16 protein-coding genes are annotated in these 17,311 nt (G+C 64.5%); 3 read left to right on the top strand and 13 right to left on the bottom strand.

Translation table 11 applies throughout. The annotated features are described in order from the left end of the window. Nucleotides 1-56 precede the first annotated feature (56 nt). Together argF and ABIA42_RS35725 are read right to left on the bottom strand one after the other, a co-directional pair. Nucleotides 57-992 (bottom strand): ornithine carbamoyltransferase, encoded by a 936-nt coding sequence (gene argF, locus ABIA42_RS35730; RefSeq protein ID WP_028179016.1) that lies wholly within the window; start codon nt 990-992, stop codon nt 57-59. After that, nucleotides 992-2,200, bottom strand: coding sequence for an aspartate aminotransferase family protein (locus ABIA42_RS35725; protein WP_028179017.1), 1,209 nt, complete (start codon nt 2,198-2,200; stop codon nt 992-994). The genes argF and ABIA42_RS35725 overlap by 1 nt, the downstream gene beginning before the upstream one ends. Before the next feature lie 458 nt (nt 2,201-2,658). Here ABIA42_RS35725 and ABIA42_RS35720 point away from each other — a divergent pair, with 458 nt between their 5' ends. Next, nucleotides 2,659-3,171 carry a GcrA family cell cycle regulator gene (locus ABIA42_RS35720; protein ID WP_271527298.1) on the top strand — a complete coding sequence of 171 codons (513 nt, stop codon included), beginning with the start codon at nt 2,659-2,661 and terminating at the stop codon, nt 3,169-3,171. 234 nt (nt 3,172-3,405) lie between these two features. Here the strand turns inward: ABIA42_RS35720 and phoB are convergent, their stop codons facing one another. The 10 genes from phoB to ABIA42_RS35670 all read right to left on the bottom strand — a co-directional run bounded on the left by phoB (nt 3,406) and on the right by ABIA42_RS35670 (nt 13,419). Then, nucleotides 3,406-4,113: a phosphate regulon transcriptional regulator PhoB gene (gene phoB, locus ABIA42_RS35715; protein ID WP_008143479.1), complete on the bottom strand. Its 708-nt coding sequence runs from the start codon at nt 4,111-4,113 to the stop codon at nt 3,406-3,408. A 32-nt stretch (nt 4,114-4,145) separates the two neighbouring features. Next, nucleotides 4,146-4,862, bottom strand: a complete 717-nt coding sequence (gene phoU / locus ABIA42_RS35710; RefSeq protein ID WP_061879664.1) for a phosphate signaling complex protein PhoU — start codon at nt 4,860-4,862, stop codon at nt 4,146-4,148. 11 nt (nt 4,863-4,873) lie between these two features. Further along, the gene (pstB, locus tag ABIA42_RS35705) at nt 4,874-5,695 is read right to left on the bottom strand and encodes a phosphate ABC transporter ATP-binding protein PstB (protein WP_271527299.1); all 822 of its coding nucleotides are present in this window, start codon (nt 5,693-5,695) and stop codon (nt 4,874-4,876) included. Further along, nucleotides 5,692-6,537, bottom strand: coding sequence for a phosphate ABC transporter permease PstA (pstA, locus tag ABIA42_RS35700; protein ID WP_271527300.1), 846 nt, complete (start codon nt 6,535-6,537; stop codon nt 5,692-5,694). The genes pstB and pstA overlap by 4 nt, the downstream gene beginning before the upstream one ends. A gap of 4 nt (nt 6,538-6,541) precedes the next feature. After that, the gene (gene pstC / locus ABIA42_RS35695) at nt 6,542-7,531 is read right to left on the bottom strand and encodes a phosphate ABC transporter permease subunit PstC (protein ID WP_271527466.1); all 990 of its coding nucleotides are present in this window, start codon (nt 7,529-7,531) and stop codon (nt 6,542-6,544) included. Nucleotides 7,532-7,708: 177 nt separating this feature from the next. After that, a complete protein-coding gene (pstS, locus tag ABIA42_RS35690) occupies nt 7,709-8,722 on the bottom strand; it encodes a phosphate ABC transporter substrate-binding protein PstS (RefSeq protein ID WP_061879726.1) in 1,014 nt (337 codons plus the stop codon). A 144-nt stretch (nt 8,723-8,866) separates the two neighbouring features. Then, nucleotides 8,867-10,165: an ATP-binding protein gene (locus ABIA42_RS35685; protein ID WP_271527301.1), complete on the bottom strand. Its 1,299-nt coding sequence runs from the start codon at nt 10,163-10,165 to the stop codon at nt 8,867-8,869. 47 nt (nt 10,166-10,212) lie between these two features. Next, nucleotides 10,213-11,268: a lysylphosphatidylglycerol synthase domain-containing protein gene (locus ABIA42_RS35680; RefSeq protein WP_271527302.1), complete on the bottom strand. Its 1,056-nt coding sequence runs from the start codon at nt 11,266-11,268 to the stop codon at nt 10,213-10,215. 451 nt (nt 11,269-11,719) lie between these two features. Then, nucleotides 11,720-12,022, bottom strand: coding sequence for a hypothetical protein (locus ABIA42_RS35675; RefSeq protein ID WP_028179026.1), 303 nt, complete (start codon nt 12,020-12,022; stop codon nt 11,720-11,722). Between the two features lie 2 nt (nt 12,023-12,024). After that, nucleotides 12,025-13,419 carry an OmpA family protein gene (locus tag ABIA42_RS35670; protein ID WP_370116363.1) on the bottom strand — a complete coding sequence of 465 codons (1,395 nt, stop codon included), beginning with the start codon at nt 13,417-13,419 and terminating at the stop codon, nt 12,025-12,027. Nucleotides 13,420-13,583: 164 nt separating this feature from the next. Between ABIA42_RS35670 and ABIA42_RS35665 the strand changes: the two genes are divergently transcribed. Then, complete coding sequence (locus tag ABIA42_RS35665) at nt 13,584-14,642, top strand: polysaccharide deacetylase family protein (protein WP_370116364.1); 1,059 nt, start codon at nt 13,584-13,586, stop codon at nt 14,640-14,642. An 80-nt stretch (nt 14,643-14,722) separates the two neighbouring features. After that, nucleotides 14,723-15,535, top strand: a complete 813-nt coding sequence (locus tag ABIA42_RS35660; RefSeq protein WP_271527305.1) for an SDR family oxidoreductase — start codon at nt 14,723-14,725, stop codon at nt 15,533-15,535. 187 nt (nt 15,536-15,722) lie between these two features. Here ABIA42_RS35660 and boxB read toward each other — a convergent pair whose 3' ends face one another. Next, complete coding sequence (gene boxB, locus ABIA42_RS35655; RefSeq protein ID WP_271527306.1) at nt 15,723-17,174, bottom strand: benzoyl-CoA 2,3-epoxidase subunit BoxB; 1,452 nt, start codon at nt 17,172-17,174, stop codon at nt 15,723-15,725. Nucleotides 17,175-17,311 lie beyond the last annotated feature (137 nt).

Genomic DNA, 17,311 nt, shown 5'->3' with positions numbered 1-17,311 from the left:
CTGATCTGCGACGACAGCGGCGCGCGGGGCGACAGCAACGCCACCACACGCCCCCGCTATTTCACCGCGTCGAAGCACCAGGCCAGAATGCCCTTCTGCGCGTGCAGGCGGTTCTCGGCCTCGTCGAACACGACCGATTGCGGACCGTCGATCACTTCATCCGTGACCTCCTCGCCGCGATGGGCTGGCAGGCAGTGCATGAACAGCGCATCGGGCTTGGCCAGCGACATCAGCTTGGCATTGACCTGGTAGGGCTTGAGCACGTTGTGGCGGTGCTCGCCCTCCTTGTCGCCCATCGACACCCAGGTGTCGGTGACGACGCAATCGGCGCCGCGCACGGCGGCTTCCGGATCGGTGCCGAGCACGATCGGCGCGCCTGACGTCTTGATCCAGTCGCGCATTGCCTTCTTCGGCGCGAGCTCCGGAGGTGTTGCGACGTTGAGCTGGAATTTGAAGCGCTCGGCGGCGTGCGCCCAGGACGCCAGCACGTTGTTGTCGTCGCCGGTCCAGGCCACCGTCTTGCCCTCGATCGGGCCGCGATGCTCCTCATAGGTCATGAGGTCGGCCATCACCTGGCAGGGATGCGACCGCCGCGTCAGGCCGTTGATCACGGGCACGGTCGCATAGGCCGCGAGCTCCAGCAGCGCCTCGTGATTGAGGATGCGGATCATGATGGCGTCGACATAGCGCGACAGCACCCGCGCGGTGTCGGCGATGGTCTCGCCGCGACCGAGCTGCATCTCGGCGCCGGTGAGCATGATGGGCTCGCCGCCGAGCTGGCGCATGGCGACATCGAACGACACCCGCGTCCGCGTCGAGGGTCGCTCGAAGATCATCGCCAGCGTCTTGCCTTCGAGCGGCCTGACCGGCTGGTGCGCCTTCTGCTTCGCCTTCATGGCGGACGAGGCGGCGAGCATGCTCTTGAGCTCCGACAGCGGCAGCTCGTTGATGTCCAAAAAGTGCTTTGGAGCTTTATTGGGCGTCTTGCTCATCAGCTTGCCGCCCGCTTGGTCTGGCTGGACGAGATCGCAGTGCAGGCGCGTTCGAGCCGCCCGACGCTGTCCTCGATCTCCGCCTCGGTAACGATCAAGGGCGGCAGGAAGCGCACGACATTGTCGCCGGCTCCGACGGTGAGCAATTTTTCGGCGCGCAGCGCCGCGACGAGATCGCCCGAGGGCACCACGGCCTTGATGCCGATCAGGAGCCCCTCGCCGCGCACCTCGCTGACGACATCTGAATGGCGATCGATCACGGAGGCGAGCTTCTGCTTCAGCAGCAGCGACATTTTCTGCACGTGGTCAAAGAAGCCGGGCTTGAGCATGACGTCGAGAACGGCGTTCGCAGCCGAGATCGCGAGCGGATTGCCGCCGAAGGTCGAACCATGCGAGCCCGGCCCCATGCCGCGCGCAGCGTCGGCGGTGGCGAGCACCGCGCCGATCGGGAAACCGCCACCGAGCGCCTTCGCCAGCGACATCACGTCGGGCACAACACCGGTACGCTTGTAGGCAAAGAGTTCGCCGGTGCGGCCCATGCCAGTCTGCACCTCGTCGAAGGCGAGCAATAGGCCGCGCTCATTGCAGAGCTCGCGCAATGCCTTCAGGAACGTGGGAGGCGCAGAACGAACGCCGCCCTCGCCCTGGATCGGCTCGATGAGAATGCCAGCGGTGTGCGGGCCGATCGCCTTCTTCACAGCTTCCAGGTCGCCATGCGGCACCTGGTCGAAGCCGTCCATCGGCGGGCCGAAGCCCTCGAGATATTTTGCAGAGCCGGTGGCGGCCAGCGTCGCCAGTGTGCGGCCATGGAAGGCGCCCTCGAATGTGATCATGCGGTAGCGCTCAGGATGCCCCTTGGAGAAGTGATGGTGGCGCACCAGCTTGATCACGCCTTCCAGCGCCTCGGCGCCGGAATTGCAGAAGAACACGAAGTCCGCAAAACTCTCATTGCACAGACGCGCCGCGAGCTTCTCGCCGTCCGGGCTCTGGAACAGGTTCGACATGTGCCAGAGCTTCGTCGCCTGCTCCTGCAACGCCTTGACCAGAGTGGGATGCGCATGGCCGAGCGCATTCACCGCCACGCCGGAGGTGAAATCGAGATAGCGATCCCCATTGGTTGCGATCAGCCAGCAGCCTTCGCCGCGCTCGAAACCGAGGTCGGCCCTGGCGAAAACGGGGAGCAAATGCGGCGCGGCGCTGTTCGTCATGACGTCACTTGAATGTTGCGGACGGTGTGACGCGCGCATTACGCAACGCACCATTGACCGGCCCGGAAAACGAAACGTGCCGCCTTTTAAGGGCGGCACGTAGGACTATCTTATGCCTGGCAAGACGGGTGTCAATGCCGCCCGGAAAGCCCCGCGAAACGCTGAATCCGTAGTCTTGCGGTGCCGATTTCGCGGGATTTTCACCACGGAACATGTGGACGCGAGTCGGCGGACTCTTGCGCGGGAGTCACGCCATATTGTAGCGTTTGGACTGTCAGATACGACATCTCGTGCAGCAGTTCTGATCCCTTAAGTCCTCATGTACCGGCGTAAACGTTCGGGCGTCTTGAGCGCGCCCGGCGAGCCTTAAGGGATTCTGGCCGCACGGGTTTTTCAAGGCTTAGGCAATCGCTGCGAAGGCCCCAGGATGGTAGGCGCGCAGCGAGGGAAAGGGTGCAATGACGGTTTTGACCTGGTCCGATGATCGCGTCGAGCAGCTGAAGAAGCTTTGGGAGGCCGGACTTTCGGCCAGCCAGATCGCGGCGGAGCTCGGCAATGTGACCCGCAATGCCGTGATCGGCAAAGTGCACCGGCTCGGCCTGTCCGGCCGCGCCAAGAGCCCTTCGTCGGCAGCGCCCCGGCCGCGCAAGGCGCGGCCCGCGCAGCACATGATGCGGGTGACCCGCCCCGTTGCCCGCGGCAACACCGCGCTGGCGCAGGCCTTCGAGGTCGAGGTGGAGGCCGAACCCGTCACCTACGACAATGTGGTGCCGATGAACCAGCGGCTGTCGCTGCTGGAGCTGAACGAGGCGACCTGCCACTGGCCGGTCGGAGATCCCTCGAGCCCGGATTTCTTCTTCTGCGGCGGCAAGGCGCTCTCCGGCCTGCCCTATTGCGCCCAGCATTCGCGCGTGGCGTATCAACCCGCAGCGGATCGCCGGCGCGCGCCGGCGAAGCCGGGCACGCGGTGAGTTTGCGGATTTAGCTGACTGCAGCCGTCACACGATGACGGCTCGACTTACTCGGTGTCATCCCCGCGGAGGCGGGGATCCATAACCACAGGGCGCAGTGATTGCGCGAGATGGCTACTGCGAGTCTTCGCCAAACCACGTCTTGTGGTTATGGATCCCGGGCTCGCGCTACGCGCGCCCCGGGATGACGGCCAAGATTGTTGCCGCGGCTCGCTAATTCGACATCCACAAAACTCAGGTCTGCTCCGCCTTCGCGAACCGATCGTCCAGCGCATAGCCGGCGCCACGCACGGTGCGGATCGGATCCTGCTCCCGGCCGAGATTGAGCAGCTTGCGCAGGCGGCCGATGTGGACGTCGACAGTGCGCTCGTCGATGTAGATGTCGCGGCCCCAGACGCTATCGAGCAGCTGCTCGCGCGAGAACACGCGGCCGGGATGCTCCAGGAAGAACTCCAGCAGACGATATTCGGTCGGGCCGAGATCAATCGGCCGGCCCGAACGCGCCACGCGGCGCTTGTCGCGGTCGAGCTCGATGTCGCCATAGGCGAGCACGGTGGCGAGCCGCTCGGGGCTGGCGCGCCTGAGCAGGCCCTTCACGCGCGCCAGCAGCTCCGGCACCGAGAACGGCTTGACGATGTAGTCGTCGGCACCGGTCGCAAGTCCCCGCACCCGCTCGCTTTCTTCGCCGCGCGCGGTCAGCATGATGATCGGAAGCTGCTTGGTTTCGGGACGGGTGCGCAGCCGCCGGCACAGCTCGATGCCCGACAGGCCCGGCAGCATCCAGTCGAGCACGATCAGATCGGGAATGTGCTCCTTGAGGCGGGTGTCGGCATCATCGCCGCGCATCACCGTCTCAACGTCATAGCCGTCGCCTTCGAGGTTGTAGCGAAGAAGCTCGGTGAGAGCTTCCTCGTCCTCAACCACCATAATGCGTGCGCCCATGTTGTCGTCGCTCCTTGGGTATTCGGCACCGTTTAGGTATTCGGCACCGTCGTGGCGAAGGTCGTCATGTCGCCCTTCGGCCGCTTGTCGGTGATCGCCTGACCCTCGATCATGTAGAATACGGTCTCGGCGATGTTGGTGGCGTGGTCGCCGATCCGCTCGATGTTCTTGGCACAGAACATCAAATGGATGCAGAACGAGATGTTGCGCGGATCCTCCATCATGTAGGTGAGGAGTTCGCGGAACAGCGAGGTGCAGATGGCATCGACTTCCTCGTCGCCCTTCCACACCGCCATCGCTGCCGGCAGATCGTGCGCGGCATAGGCGTCCAGCACCGACTTGACCTGCTGCTGTACGAGGTCGGTCATGTGTTCCAGGCCGCGGAACAGTTTCAGCGGATGAAAATCCGTCTCCAGCGCTGCGACGCGCTTGCCCATGTTCTTGGCGAGATCGCCGATGCGCTCGAGATCGGTCGCGACGCGCATGGCCCCGACGATCTCGCGCAGATCAACGGCCATCGGCTGGCGGCGGGCGATGGTGAGCACGGCGCGCTCCTCGATGCGCTTCTGCAGCGTGTCGAGTTCGGCGTCGGTGGCGACGACGCGTTGACCGAGCGCGACGTCGCGGCGGATCAGCGCGTCGACGGAATCGACGATCATGCGCTCGGCGATGCCGCCCATCTCGGCGACCAGGCGGGTGAGTTCCTGGAGGTCGGTATCGAAAGCCTTTGCGGTATGTTCAGAACCCATGTTCCGTCTCCTCAGCCGAACCGGCCGGTGATGTAATCCTGCGTGCGCCGGTCGGTCGGCGACGTGAAGATCTTGCTGGTGTCGTCGAACTCGATCAGCTCGCCGAGATACATGAAGGCGGTCTTGTCGGAGACGCGGGCCGCCTGCTGCATGTTGTGGGTGACGATCGCGATCGTGTAGTTCTCGGACAATTCCTGGATCAGCTCCTCGACCTTGGCGGTCGAGATCGGGTCGAGCGCCGAGCAGGGCTCGTCGAACAGGATCACCTCGGGCCGCACCGCGACGGTACGGGCAATGCAGAGGCGCTGCTGCTGGCCGCCGGAGAGCGACAGGCCGGAGGCATTGAGCTTGTCCTTGACCTCGTTCCACAGCGCGCCGCCGCGCAGCGCCTTCTCCACGCGATCGTCCATCTCCGATTTCGAGATCTTCTCGTAGAGGCGGATCCCGAAGGCGATGTTCTCGTAGATCGTCATCGGGAACGGGGTCGGCTTCTGGAACACCATCCCGACCCGCGCGCGCAGCAGATTGAGGTCGAGCTTGGGGTCGAGCATGTTGGTGTGGTCGAGCATGAGCTGGCCGGTGGCGCGCTGGCCCGGGTAGAGGTCGTACATCCGGTTGAAGATACGCAGCAGGGTCGACTTGCCGCAGCCGGACGGGCCGATGAAGGCCGTGACGCGATTGGTGCCGAGCGCCAGATTGATGTTCTTCAGCGCATGATGCTCACCGTAGTAGAAATTGAGGTTGCGCGCCGTGACCTTGGCAGGCGCCTCGGGCAGCGGCTGCGAGCCGGGGTGAACGGTCGGCGCGCTTACGGAAACAGACATTTCACTCATTTTGCGGTCCTCTCGGCACCAAGGATGCGGGCGCCAATGTTCAGGGCAAGCACAGTCAGGGTGATCAGCAGCGCACCGCTCCAGGCGAGTTGCTTCCAGTAGGCGTAGGGGCTCTGCACGAAGTTGTTGATGGTCACCGGCAGGTTGGCCATCGTCTTGTCCAGGCCGAGGCTGAAGAATTGGTTCGACAGCGCGGTGAACAGCAGCGGCGCGGTCTCGCCCGCGACGCGAGCAGTGGCCAGCAGCACGCCGGTGATGAGGCCCGAGCGCGCCGCACGGTAGGCGATGCGCTTGATCACCAGCGAGCGCGGCAGCCCGAGCGCGGAGGCCGCCTCACGCAGCGGGTTCGGCACCAGCAGCAGCATGTCCTCCGTGGTGCGCACCACGACCGGGATCACGATCACGGCGAGCGCCAGCGCGCCAGCGATTGCCGAGAAGCCTCGCATCGGCACCACGACCGCACCGTAGATGAACAGGCCGATGATGATCGAGGGCGCCGAGAGCAGGATGTCGTTGATGAAACGGATGACCGAGGTCAGCCTGTCGTTGCGTCCGTATTCGGCAAGATAGGTGCCGGCGAACATGCCGAGCGGCGCGCCGATGCCGACGCCGATCACGGTCATGATCAGCGAGCCGACGATGGCGTTGCGAAGGCCGCCCTCGGTCGATCCGGGCGGCGGCGTGTCTGCGGTGAAGACCTGAAGGTTGAGCCCAGCCAAGCCGTTGTAGAGCAGCGTGACCAGGATCAGCGCGAGCCAGGTGACGCCGAAGGCGGCGGCTGCGATGCAGAGGCCGCGGATGACGATGTCCCAGCGGCGGCGGCGCGAATAGATCGGGTTCATGGCTTCACTTTCCGGCCTTGGTTTCCAGGCGCATCAGCATCAGCCGCGCGGCCGCGAGCACGAAGAACGTCAGCACGAACAGGAGCAGGCCGAGCAGGATCAGGCCGGACTGGTGCAAGCCGTCGCTCTCGGCGAACTCGGATGCGATCGCTGCCGAGATCGTGGTGCCCGGGGCGAAAATCGATGAAGAGATGCGAAACGAATTGCCGATGATGAAAGTCACGGCCATCGTCTCGCCGAGCGCGCGACCCAGCGCCAGCATGACGCCGCCGATGATGCCGACGCGGGTATACGGGATCACCACGCTGCGCACGACTTCCCACGTGGTGCAGCCGACACCGTAGGCGGCTTCCTTCAGCACCGGCGGCACCGTCTTGAACACGTCGACCGAGATCGAGGTGATGAAGGGCAGCACCATGATGGCGAGGATCAGCGCGGCATTGAACAGGCTGAGATAGGACGGGGGACCCGCGAAGATCGCGCCGAGCACGGGCACGCCGTCGAACACCCTGATCATGAAGGGCTGGAAGGTGTTGGCCAGGAACGGCCCCAGCACGAAGAAGCCCCACATGCCGTAGATGATCGAGGGAATGCCGGCGAGCAGCTCGATCGCCATGCCGATCGGGCGGCGCAGCCATTGCGGACAGAGCTCGGTGAGGAAGATCGCAATGCCGAGACCGACGGGAATGGCGATCAGCATCGCGATGAAGGAGGTGACGAGCGTACCGTACATCGGCCCGAGCGCGCCGAGCACGGGCGGATCGGCCGAAGGGGCCCAGCGCTGCGTCCACAGGAACGACAGGCCGTATTCCTTGATCGCCGGGAAGGCGCCCACGATCAGCGAAATGATAATGCCGCCGAGGATCAGCAGCACCGAGATCGCGGAAAGCCGCGTGACCCAGTAGAAGGTGACGTCACCGAGCTTGAACGCGCCCAAGGCCTTGGCGCGATCATACGGTCCGGCGTCGTCGATTGCATCGCTCTGAACGGCCATCTCTGCCACGCCGATCCCCTGTTTTGCCTTACGCCATCTGCATGCCGCCAAAGGCGGTCGTTTTCGACGGTTTGCCGCGTCGTTCCGGGTGGTCTCAAGGACCCGGAATCCTGGGATTCCGGGCCGTTCTTTCACTCGCGCCCGCCGAGGCGGAGCGCGAGTTTCAGTACGCTGCAATCAGCTCTTGATCTCGGCAGCCCACGTCTTCTCGATCTGCTTCACGACCGTGTCGGGCATCGGGATGTAATCGAGCTCCTCCGCCATCTTGTCGCCCTTCTCGAACGCCCACTTGAAGAACTTGATGGCTTCCTGGGACGCCGCCTTGTCGGTCGCATCCTTGTGCATCAAGATGAAGGTCGCGCCGGTAATCGGCCACGACGTTTCACCGGGCTGGTCGGTCAGGATCACATAGTAGTTCTTGGAGCCGGCCCAGTCGGCGTTGGCGGCTGCTGCCTGGAAGGCCGCAACGGTCGGCTGCACGGTCTTGCCGGACTTGTTGATCAGGGCACCGTAGGTCAGCTTGTTTTGCTTGGCATAGGCATACTCGACATAGCCGATCGAGTTCTTGGTCTGGCTGACATTGCCCGCGACGCCTTCATTGCCTTTGGCGCCAACACCCGTTGGCCACTCGACCGCGGTACCGGCACCGACCTTTGTCTTCCACTCGGCATTGGTCTTCGTAAGGAAATCGGTCCAGATGAACGTGGTGCCGGAGCCGTCCGACCGACGCACGACGGTGATGGCGTCCGAGGGGAGCTTCACTTTGGGATTAAGCTTGGCGATCGCCGGGTCATTCCATGTCTTGACCTTGCCCAGATAGATGTCGCCCAGCAACTCGCCAGAAAACACCAGCTCGCCCGACTTGATCCCTTCGAGATTGACGACCGGCACCAAGGCACCCATCGCCTGCGGCCATTGGATCATTCCGTCCTTTTCAAGTTGCTCAGGCTTGAGAGGCATATCGCTCGCGCCGAAGGTGACGGTCTTGGCCTGGATCTGCTTGATGCCGCCGCCCGAACCGATCGACTGGTAGTTCAGACCGTTGCCGGTCTCCTTCTTGTAGGCGTCAGCCCACTTCGAATAGAGCGGGAACGGGAACGTCGCGCCGGCGCCGGTGATGTCGGCCGCAAAGGCTGCCGTCGTCGATGCGGCGACCAAGCCAGCAGCGACCATAGTTTTGAGGAAATTCATGCTGGTCTCCATACAGGGGAGCGAAGCGCCATCCGCGCCCGATCGCGCTCCCCGCGCCGCCCGTTTAGGAGCGGTCGGCTGTGCTTTTACGAAGGTTTCATGACAGTTGGATGACGCCACCAAGCAATTGAATCCGCTTGGTTTTTAGGCCTGAGCCGAAATCTTCGCCTGGGGAAAACACGCCGTGAAAGTGGCGCCCTGCTTGGGCACGCTTTCAATCAGAAGCCGGCCGCGATGGCGGTTAAGAATATGTTTCACCAGCGATAATCCGAGCCCGGTCCCGCCTTGCGAGCGGCTGTCGCCGACGTCCACCCGGTAGAAGCGCTCGGTCAGCCGCGGCAGGTGCTCGGGCGCGATGCCGGGGCCGAAATCGCGGACCAGGACCCGGATTTCCTGAGTTCCATCAGTGGCGACGCCGGATGTCAGCGACACGATGACGCGGCCGCCGGAGGCGCCGTATTTGAGCGCGTTCTCGATCAGGTTCTCGAACAGGCGGAGCAGTTCCTCGCGGTCCCCCGCGATCATCACCGGCGGCTCCGGCAGATCGATCTCCACCTCGACCTGACGCTCGCGCGCCAGCGGCTCGAGCCCGTCGGCGACCTGGCGGATGATCGGTATGAGGTCGACCAGGGTGTCGGGCCGGACATGGGCCGACAGCTCGACCCGCGACAGCGACAGCAGATCGTCGATCAGGCGCGCCATGCGCGTGGCCTGGTTGTGCATGATACCGAGGAAGCGCTCGCGCGCCTTGGGATCGTCTTTGGCCTGGCCCTGGAGGGTGTCGATGAAACCCGACAGCGCGGCCAGCGGCGTGCGCAGCTCGTGGCTGGCATTGGCGACGAAGTCGGCGCGCATCTCCTCGACCCGGCGTAGCGGCGTCTGGTCGTGGAAGGTCATCAGCATGCATTTGTCGGCGCCGCCGAAGCTGGTCGGCACCGGAACCGGCGTGATCATGAGCTCCATCCAGCGATCGACCGGAACATGGTCGAGATAGGTCGCGCGCCGCGGCTCGGTGGTGGCGATCGCCTCGCGCAGCGCCGTGATGATCTCCGGCGAGCGCAGCGCGAACTGGGCGAGTTCGTTCCTGCGCAGCGCCGGTGCGAGCTGGGCGGCCGCGGCGTTGAGATGGATGACGCGGCCGGCGCGGTCGAGCAGCACCGCCGGATCCGGCATGCCGGCGACCACCGCAGCCACCGCCGCGCTCTCGACCGGGTTGATGCGCCTGACATCATCGCGTGAGGCGGCGGGATCGTGCAGCCGCCACGGGATCAGGGCAGCCGCCGCGATGCAGAGGAACACAATCGCGGCGTGCAGCGCGGACAATTCGCCGAGCGAGACCACGACGGACAGCGCCAGCGCCGCGGCGATCAGGATGACGGTCGAGTGGCGCAGCCGGTCGGACCAAGGCTGGGCGGGGGGAGAAGATGGGGCGTCGATCGCCATCGGGGCAGGCTTCTCCTGGAGGACTTGTCCTAAGGACCTGGCACCGGTCAGGCGCCGCTGTCGCTACGCTCTCGCACATAGGCAGCTTCACGCGCCGGGCCGGGGTCCAGCTTGAGCGCCGCCTGATGCAAGCGCTTCGATCGCGCGCCGATGATAACTTCGCGAAGCGTCAGCAAGATTACAGATAGGACGAAGGGAGACAGATAATAGAGGACGCGGAACAGCAGCATGCCGCCCAGAAGCTCCTCCCGGTCCATCTGCCAGAGGCCGACCAGCATGGCGGCGTCGAACACGCCGAGCCCTCCGGGCGAATGGCTGGCGAAGCCGAGCAGGGTGGCCGAGACGAAGATCACCGCGACCACGACGAAGCCGAGATTGGGCTCGTCCGGAACCAGGACATACATCGCCAGCGCGCAGAAGCCGAGATCGACGATGCCGATCGCGATCTGAAGCAGCGTCAGCGGGCCGCCCGGCAGCACCACGGTCCAGGGGCCGCGGCCGACCACCCGCGGCTGGGTCCAGACCCAGACCACGTAGCCGATCAGCGCCACGATGATCATCAGCGCCAGCGTCCGGTTCAGCCAGGGCGGGAGCTGGTCGATCGAGGCGGCGGCCTCCGGGTGATAGGAGATGCCGAGGCCGAGCACGGCGGCATTGCCCAGCCAGAAAGTCAGGCCGGCGAGGAAGCAGATTTTTGCGACGTCGATCGCGTTCAGCCCATAGGCCGAATAGATGCGGTAGCGCACCGCGCCGCCGGTGAAGACGCTGGCGCCGACATTGTGGCCGATCGAATAGCTGGTGAAGGCCGCGAGCGCATTGATGCGATAGGGCACATGGGCATGGCCGATCGCGCGCGTGGCGAAGAGGTCGTAGAAGGTCAGGGTGAAATAGCCCGCAGCGACGAACAGCGCCGCCATCGCGATCTGACTGGGCTCGGTGCTCTTGATCGCCTCGAGGACCTCGTTGAAATCGATGCCTCGCAGCATGTGGTACAACACATAGCAAGCGATGCCGATGACCGCGATGCTGATCACAACTCCAAGCTTATGCAGGACCTGCTTCTGGCGCAGAAACGACATCGCCCTGCGTATGGCTTCCAGCATCTAGACCTCGAACAACGCTTCGGCGGCCAGGGTGGCCGGCGGACAGGCGGACGACGCACAGGCACCCAGCGAACCCTCGCCGTGGGCTCCGGCATCGCGCATGCTCCCTGCCCCTCCACTAGCGCGTTTTCGGGCGGAGTGGAATTCGCCAATCCGAACAAAAACACGTGCCTTCAATATTTTAGGCAGGGTTACGGCTCCTGATGCACGATTTGGCGCTTTCGGCGGCAAGGCTTGACGCGAATCTCCATGGCAATCCTGCGCAGACGCCATGAAGTTTTGATGATTTCGGCCGCACAATGTTCCGTCACGCCTTAAGCCGACGTCAATCTATGGGGCAGTCCTGCCCGTTGAAAGAGGATGATCGAGGCGGCCAGTTGACGCGTTCTGACGCGCCGAAAGGCCGCGGCGGACGCGCCCCCCGTCCCTTCAGTGAGGGTGCGCAGCAACATCACAGAGCGGCTGGTGGCGCGGTGCGCGAGACCACGCGGTCGCGCAGCCACGCACCGATGGTGCAGCCGACGAGGTAGCACGCGAACATGATCAGGCCGAGATCGAGCCAGTAGCCAAAGCGGCCGGGGACCACATGGGCGAGCGAGGCCGCGACCAGCGCGGCGGCGAGCGCGGCGAGCCAGCGCGCCGTCACCTTCGAGGTGCCGTTGCCGCGCTGGACCACCGAGATCCAGCCCATGCAGAAGCCCAGCAGCAGCGAGCCGATCAGCCAGCCCAGATGGAACGAGACGAGATAGGGCATCGTCACCTCACCAGAAATTCGATACGGCGGTTCTGGGCCTTGCCTTCATCGGTGTCGTTGCCGGCAAGCGGCTGAGTGCTGCCATGGCCAACCGCGGTGAAGCGGCTGGCGGGCAGGCCGGCCTTGACCAGATAGTCGATCACCGCCTGCGCGCGCTTTTCCGAGAGAGCCTGGTTGAAGGAATCCTCGCCGTCGGCGTCGGTATGCCCGGCGATCTCGATATTGGTGGTGGGGCAGCGCAGCGCCGTCTCGATGAGACGATCGAGGATGCCGGCGGAGTCGGGATCGATGTCCGCACGCCTGGTCGCGAAACGGATCTTGCCCTTGGTCAGAAGCTCCGAGAACAATTGCTGGCACACAGTGCCGTCGACCGGGCCTGCCGCAGGCTTCACCGTGATCTCCGGCTTGTATTGCCAGTTTCTCGGGAAGTCCTTGCCGAGCCCTGCGCGGATATCGTTGGCAGCGCCTTCGTAGAGCGCATCGCCCGACAGCTTCACCTCGCGGTCGGAGACGACAAGCGTGCCGGTCGACAGCCGCGACAGCGCGCCGAGCGCTGGGACCACGGCCGTGCTGAAGGAGCCGGGTGCCCCGATGCTGGCCTTGAGGTTGTCGACGACCTTCTCGGTGAAGAACTTTCGCGCGGCGCTGGTGGCGATCGCCGCATGGACATTGTTGTCGGGAACATAGCCGGTCAGCGTCACGGTCGCGGCCACCGGATCCTTGTAGGCCTGGAAGATGTAGGGCGGCGCCTTGATGTCGTTGGCGGCGATCGAAAAACCTTCGGGCAGGTTCTTCAGCGCCGCCGCGATCGCCTCGCGGCCGCCGAGCTCGCGCGCCATGCCCGACAGATTGACCTTGGTGTCGGTTATCGTGATCTTGCCGTCCTTGAGCTTGCCGATCTGATCCAGCAACAGCATCGCGGCAGCCTCGAACCGCGGCGGCGCACCGCGGGCCAGCCCCATCTGGTCGGCCACCTCGACGCCGCCGACCTCCTTGCGGGCGGCCTCGGTCAGCCGGGCCTTCATCGACGGCAGGGGCGCCGAGCCCGACAGAGTCACCCGCACCACGTCGCGCTCGGCGGTCCAGACGAAGGGCTTGGCTTCGGGAACAAGGCGGGTCCGATCGTCGACCAGGCGGACGCCGGAGACAGTCTCGACCGCCATCACGGCGTCGCGGCGCCCCTCCTCGGAGAAGGCGTCCGCGGCCAGGCCGACGTCGCGGCCATCGACGACGATCCGTGTCTTGTCCAGAACGGTATCCTTCAGCGCAGCCGAGCTGCGCGCCGACAGATCGGCCTCGACCGGTAAAGTATTATTCCAGGCCGCAAATCCCCACATGACGGCCAGGGGGATCAACCCCGGCCACCATTTGCTGGCCCACCTGAAAAGCTTCTGCATTCGACGACCCGAACTCTGGAAACGGAGACAAAACAAACCCTTGGCAGGCTGTCAAACCGGAAATGCTGCCGTTCCGACGGCCCCGCCTGGACAATCGGAATAACTTTTTCTTCAAGGGTTCTTCCGTAAGTTGAGGACGGAATGCCAGAGTCCCCCAGCCGCTCATGAAACAACTGCGTAATAACGTCATCCGCGCCGGGCTGGGAGCACTCTATTTCAGCGGGGCGCACCACCTGCTGCGCCCACTTTTGTCGGGCGTCGGCGCCATTTTCATGCTGCACCACGTGCGGCCGGCCCGTGAGGCCGCGTTCCAGCCGAACCGGCATCTCGAAGTCACACCCGAATTCCTGCGCGCGACGCTGTGCCATTTGCGCTCGCGCGACATCGACATCGTCAGCATGGACGAGCTGCATGAGCGGCTGGTGCAGGGCCGATTCGACCGCCGCTTCGCCGCCTTTACCCTCGACGACGGCTATCGCGACAATCTCGACTATGCTCTGCCGGTGCTGCGCGAATTTGACGCGCCTTTGGCGGTCTATGTCGCGAGCGATTTTGCCGAGGGCACCGGACGATTGTGGTGGACGGCGCTGGAGGCCGTGATCGCCAAAGCCGAGCATGTCGACGTCAGAATCGGCAACTCCGCGCTGCGGCTCGATGCGACGACGCCCGCCGCCAAACAGGCGGCGTTCGATCGCCTGCACGACTGGCTGCGCGCGCTGCCGGGCGAGCACGACCTCAAGCGCGAGATCGAAGCGCTCTGCACGACGTACGACGTCAACATGGAAGCGCTGTGCCGCAGCCTGTGCCTGTCCTGGGCCGAGGTGAAGACATTTGCCGCCGATCCGCTGGTCACGATCGGCGCGCATAGCGTCAGCCATTGCAACCTCGCCAAGCAGGCGGAAGACATCGCCGCGCAGGAGATGGCCGCGAGCCGCGCGCGGATCGAGCAGGTGTTGGAGCGGCCCGTGTTGCACCTCGCCTATCCCTATGGCGATCGCGAGGCCGCGGCCGAGCGCGAGTTCGCCCTTGCCGCATCCGCCGGCTTCAAGACCGCGGTGACGACACGGCCCGGCATGCTGTTCGCGGAGAATGCCGGTCACATGACCGCGCTGCCCCGCGTCTCGCTCAATGGCAACTATCAGGACGCGCGCATCCTGCCGGTGCTGACCTCGGGCGCCGCGACCGCGATGTGGAACGGTTTTCGCCGGATCGCGGCGGCGTAGCCACTCCTATCTCCGCGGCCGCGGAGATTGACTCCCCTCCCCGCTCCGCTCACAACCAGCGCCAACCAAAGGGAGGCACCATGTTCAACGATCTGTTCTCGCTCAAGGGCCGCATCGCGCTGGTGACCGGCGGCTCGCGCGGCATCGGCAAGATGATCGCCGCGGGGTTTCTGAGCGCCGGCGCGGCCAAGGTCTACATCACCGCGCGCAAGGCGGGACCCTGCGAAGCCACCGCGAAAGAGCTCACCGCACAATGTGGTGGCGAGTGCATCGCGCTGCCGATCGACATCTCCACACTCGCCGGCTGCGAGCTGCTGGCGAACGAATACAGCAAGCGCGAGTCCAGGCTCGACATCCTCGTCAACAATGCGGGCGCCGCCTGGGGCGCGGAGTTCGACGAATTTCCGGAGAGCGGCTGGGACAAGGTGATGAACCTCAACGTCAAGGCACCGTTCTTCCTGACCAAGGCGCTGGCGCCGACGCTGCGCGCGTCGGGAAGCGCGGAACGGCCAGCCAAGGTGATCAACATCGCCTCGATCGACGGCATCTTCGTCAATCCGGGCGAGACCTATTCCTATGCCGCCAGCAAGGCCGGCCTGATCCATCTGACCCGGCGCATGGCTGTGAAGCTGATCCCCGACCATGTCGTGGTCACGGCGATCGCGCCTGGCCCGTTCAAGTCCGACATGAACCGCGCCGCCCGCGACCACGCCGACGAGGTCGCAACGCGCGTACCCGTGGGCCGCATCGGCACCGACGAGGACATGGCGGGCGCCGCGATCTATCTCGCCTCGCGCGCGGGCGATTACGTGGTGGGAGCCACCATCGCGGTGGATGGCGGCATCGTGTATGCGAACCCGGGGATCAAGGGCAGCGGGTGGGACAGTGATTGATCGGGCGATCTCTCGTCACGCAGTGGGACGCCAAACAAAATGTCGAAAACAACCCCATGCACAGTAGAATGCCCCTTGATCAATAAGGGATTTTTTTACGCCTCTGGAAGACAGGATCACCCGCGCAATTGCGCAGCGGGGCGAGTGATGACGCCATTTGTGTTGCGGGAGCGTCGGCTCCCGTTGCTTACGACTCGATCTTCACATACTCGAAATCGCCGGGCTTGTTGTCGATGCCGACCTTGGGCGGCGAGATCCAGGAGGCGAACTGGCCGATCTCGGTGACGGGCTGCATCAGGGAGGTGATGAAGTCGCCGTCGCTCGCAGAGGGCAGCCATTCGTCCCGTCGTTTCGCCCAGGTGGCATCGTCGATCAGGATGCCGTCGGGAGTCGCGTGAACGTCCTTGAACTCGCCGATGTGGCGGTGGAAGGCGACGTTGGGCAGAGCGAGCTTGAAATCGTAGCCCGCGGTCGAGATCACCTTGTTCCAGCGCAGCAGGCCCTTGACGCAATCCTGGCTGTAATCGTCGCGCAGGCGCATGTTGAGCGCAGTCAGCGCCGGCTCGTCGACCAGCTTGATCTCGCCGTTGATCAGCTTGAGCACCGGATAGGTGGAGTTCTTGAGCTGATGATCGTCGTCGATCTGGGTCTCGTGATAGCGGCCCTTGATGCCGGCGTTGAAGGCGTTGGCCGCGTTGGTCGAGACTTCCGAGCCGAACAGGTCGAGCGACAGCGTATAGTGCAAGTTCAGCTTCTTCTGGATGGTCGGCAGGTCGATCACCCCCAACGCGCGAACCTTGGCAATGTCGGTCGGGTCGGTGATGCCGGCCGCCTTCATGGCATCGCAGGTGCGCTGCACGACACGGGTGATGCCGGTCTCGCCGACGAACATGTGGTGGGCTTCTTCCGTCAGCATGAACCGGCACGTGCGCGACAGCGGATCGAAGCCGGACTGCGCCAGTGAGTGCAACTGCATCTTGCCGTCGCGGTCCGTGAAATACGTGAACATGAAGAATGACAGCCAGTCCGGCGTCGCCTCGTTGAATGCGCCCAGCATACGCGGCGCATCGGCATCGCCGGAGCGACGACGCAGGAGATCGTCGGCTTCTTCACGGCCGTCGCGGCCGAAATATTTCTGCAGCAGGTACACCATCGCCCAGAGGTGACGGCCTTCCTCGACATTGACCTGGAACAGGTTGCGCATGTCGTAGAGCGAGGGCGCGGTCTTGCCGAGATGGCGCTGCTGTTCGACCGAGGCCGGTTCGGTGTCGCCCTGGATCACGATCAGGCGGCGCAGCATGGCGCGATGCTCGCCCGGGACTTCCTGCCAGGCCGGCTCGCCGTAATGCTCACCGAACGGCACGACGCGGTTCTCTTCCTGCGGCGCAAGGAGAATGCCCCAGCGATATTCGGGCATGCGGACGTAATCGAACTTGGCCCAGCCGCGCGGATCGACCGAGTACGCGGTGCGCAAATACACCAGCGACTCCTGAAAGCCTTCCGGCCCCATGTCGCTCCACCAATCCATGTAGCCCGGATGCCAGCCTTCCAGCGCCTTCAGAACCTGGCGGTCTTCGGCAAGATTCACGTTGTTCGGAATCTTGGTCGAGTAGTCGACGTTCATGATGTTCATGTTCATGGCCGTGCTCCTTGATCGGTCTCGTGTCCCGGACGCAGTGCGGCGCGAAGTGCTGCACTGCTGAGCCGGGACCTATTGTCTGGTCCGTCTGGGTCCCGGTTCTGCGTCGCATCGCTTCGCGCTGCGCCGCGCCCGGG

This window comes from Bradyrhizobium sp. USDA 327 (genome assembly GCF_041262065.1).
GTDB classification, from domain to species: Bacteria; Pseudomonadota; Alphaproteobacteria; order Rhizobiales; family Xanthobacteraceae; genus Bradyrhizobium; species Bradyrhizobium liaoningense.
The sequence above is the reverse complement of the archived record's forward strand: the minus strand, read 5'-3'. Positions and strand labels throughout refer to the sequence as shown.

Bases quoted from the DNA above. Each gene is read 5' to 3' on its own strand.
- argF (WP_028179016.1), bottom strand. From the start codon at position 992: ATGAGCAAGACGCCCAATAAAGCTCCAAAGCACTTTTTGGACATCAAC.
- ABIA42_RS35725 (WP_028179017.1), bottom strand. From the start codon at position 2,200: ATGACGAACAGCGCCGCGCCGCATTTGCTCCCCGTTTTCGCCAGGGCC.
- ABIA42_RS35720 (WP_271527298.1), top strand. From the start codon at position 2,659: ATGACGGTTTTGACCTGGTCCGATGATCGCGTCGAGCAGCTGAAGAAG.
- phoB (WP_008143479.1), bottom strand. From the start codon at position 4,113: ATGGGCGCACGCATTATGGTGGTTGAGGACGAGGAAGCTCTCACCGAG.
- phoU (WP_061879664.1), bottom strand. From the start codon at position 4,862: ATGGGTTCTGAACATACCGCAAAGGCTTTCGATACCGACCTCCAGGAA.
- pstB (WP_271527299.1), bottom strand. From the start codon at position 5,695: ATGAGTGAAATGTCTGTTTCCGTAAGCGCGCCGACCGTTCACCCCGGC.
- pstA (WP_271527300.1), bottom strand. From the start codon at position 6,537: ATGAACCCGATCTATTCGCGCCGCCGCCGCTGGGACATCGTCATCCGC.
- pstC (WP_271527466.1), bottom strand. From the start codon at position 7,531: ATGGCCGTTCAGAGCGATGCAATCGACGACGCCGGACCGTATGATCGC.
- pstS (WP_061879726.1), bottom strand. From the start codon at position 8,722: ATGAATTTCCTCAAAACTATGGTCGCTGCTGGCTTGGTCGCCGCATCG.
- ABIA42_RS35685 (WP_271527301.1), bottom strand. From the start codon at position 10,165: ATGGCGATCGACGCCCCATCTTCTCCCCCCGCCCAGCCTTGGTCCGAC.
- ABIA42_RS35680 (WP_271527302.1), bottom strand. From the start codon at position 11,268: ATGCTGGAAGCCATACGCAGGGCGATGTCGTTTCTGCGCCAGAAGCAG.
- ABIA42_RS35675 (WP_028179026.1), bottom strand. From the start codon at position 12,022: ATGCCCTATCTCGTCTCGTTCCATCTGGGCTGGCTGATCGGCTCGCTG.
- ABIA42_RS35670 (WP_370116363.1), bottom strand. From the start codon at position 13,419: ATGCAGAAGCTTTTCAGGTGGGCCAGCAAATGGTGGCCGGGGTTGATC.
- ABIA42_RS35665 (WP_370116364.1), top strand. From the start codon at position 13,584: ATGAAACAACTGCGTAATAACGTCATCCGCGCCGGGCTGGGAGCACTC.
- ABIA42_RS35660 (WP_271527305.1), top strand. From the start codon at position 14,723: ATGTTCAACGATCTGTTCTCGCTCAAGGGCCGCATCGCGCTGGTGACC.
- boxB (WP_271527306.1), bottom strand. From the start codon at position 17,174: ATGAACATGAACATCATGAACGTCGACTACTCGACCAAGATTCCGAAC.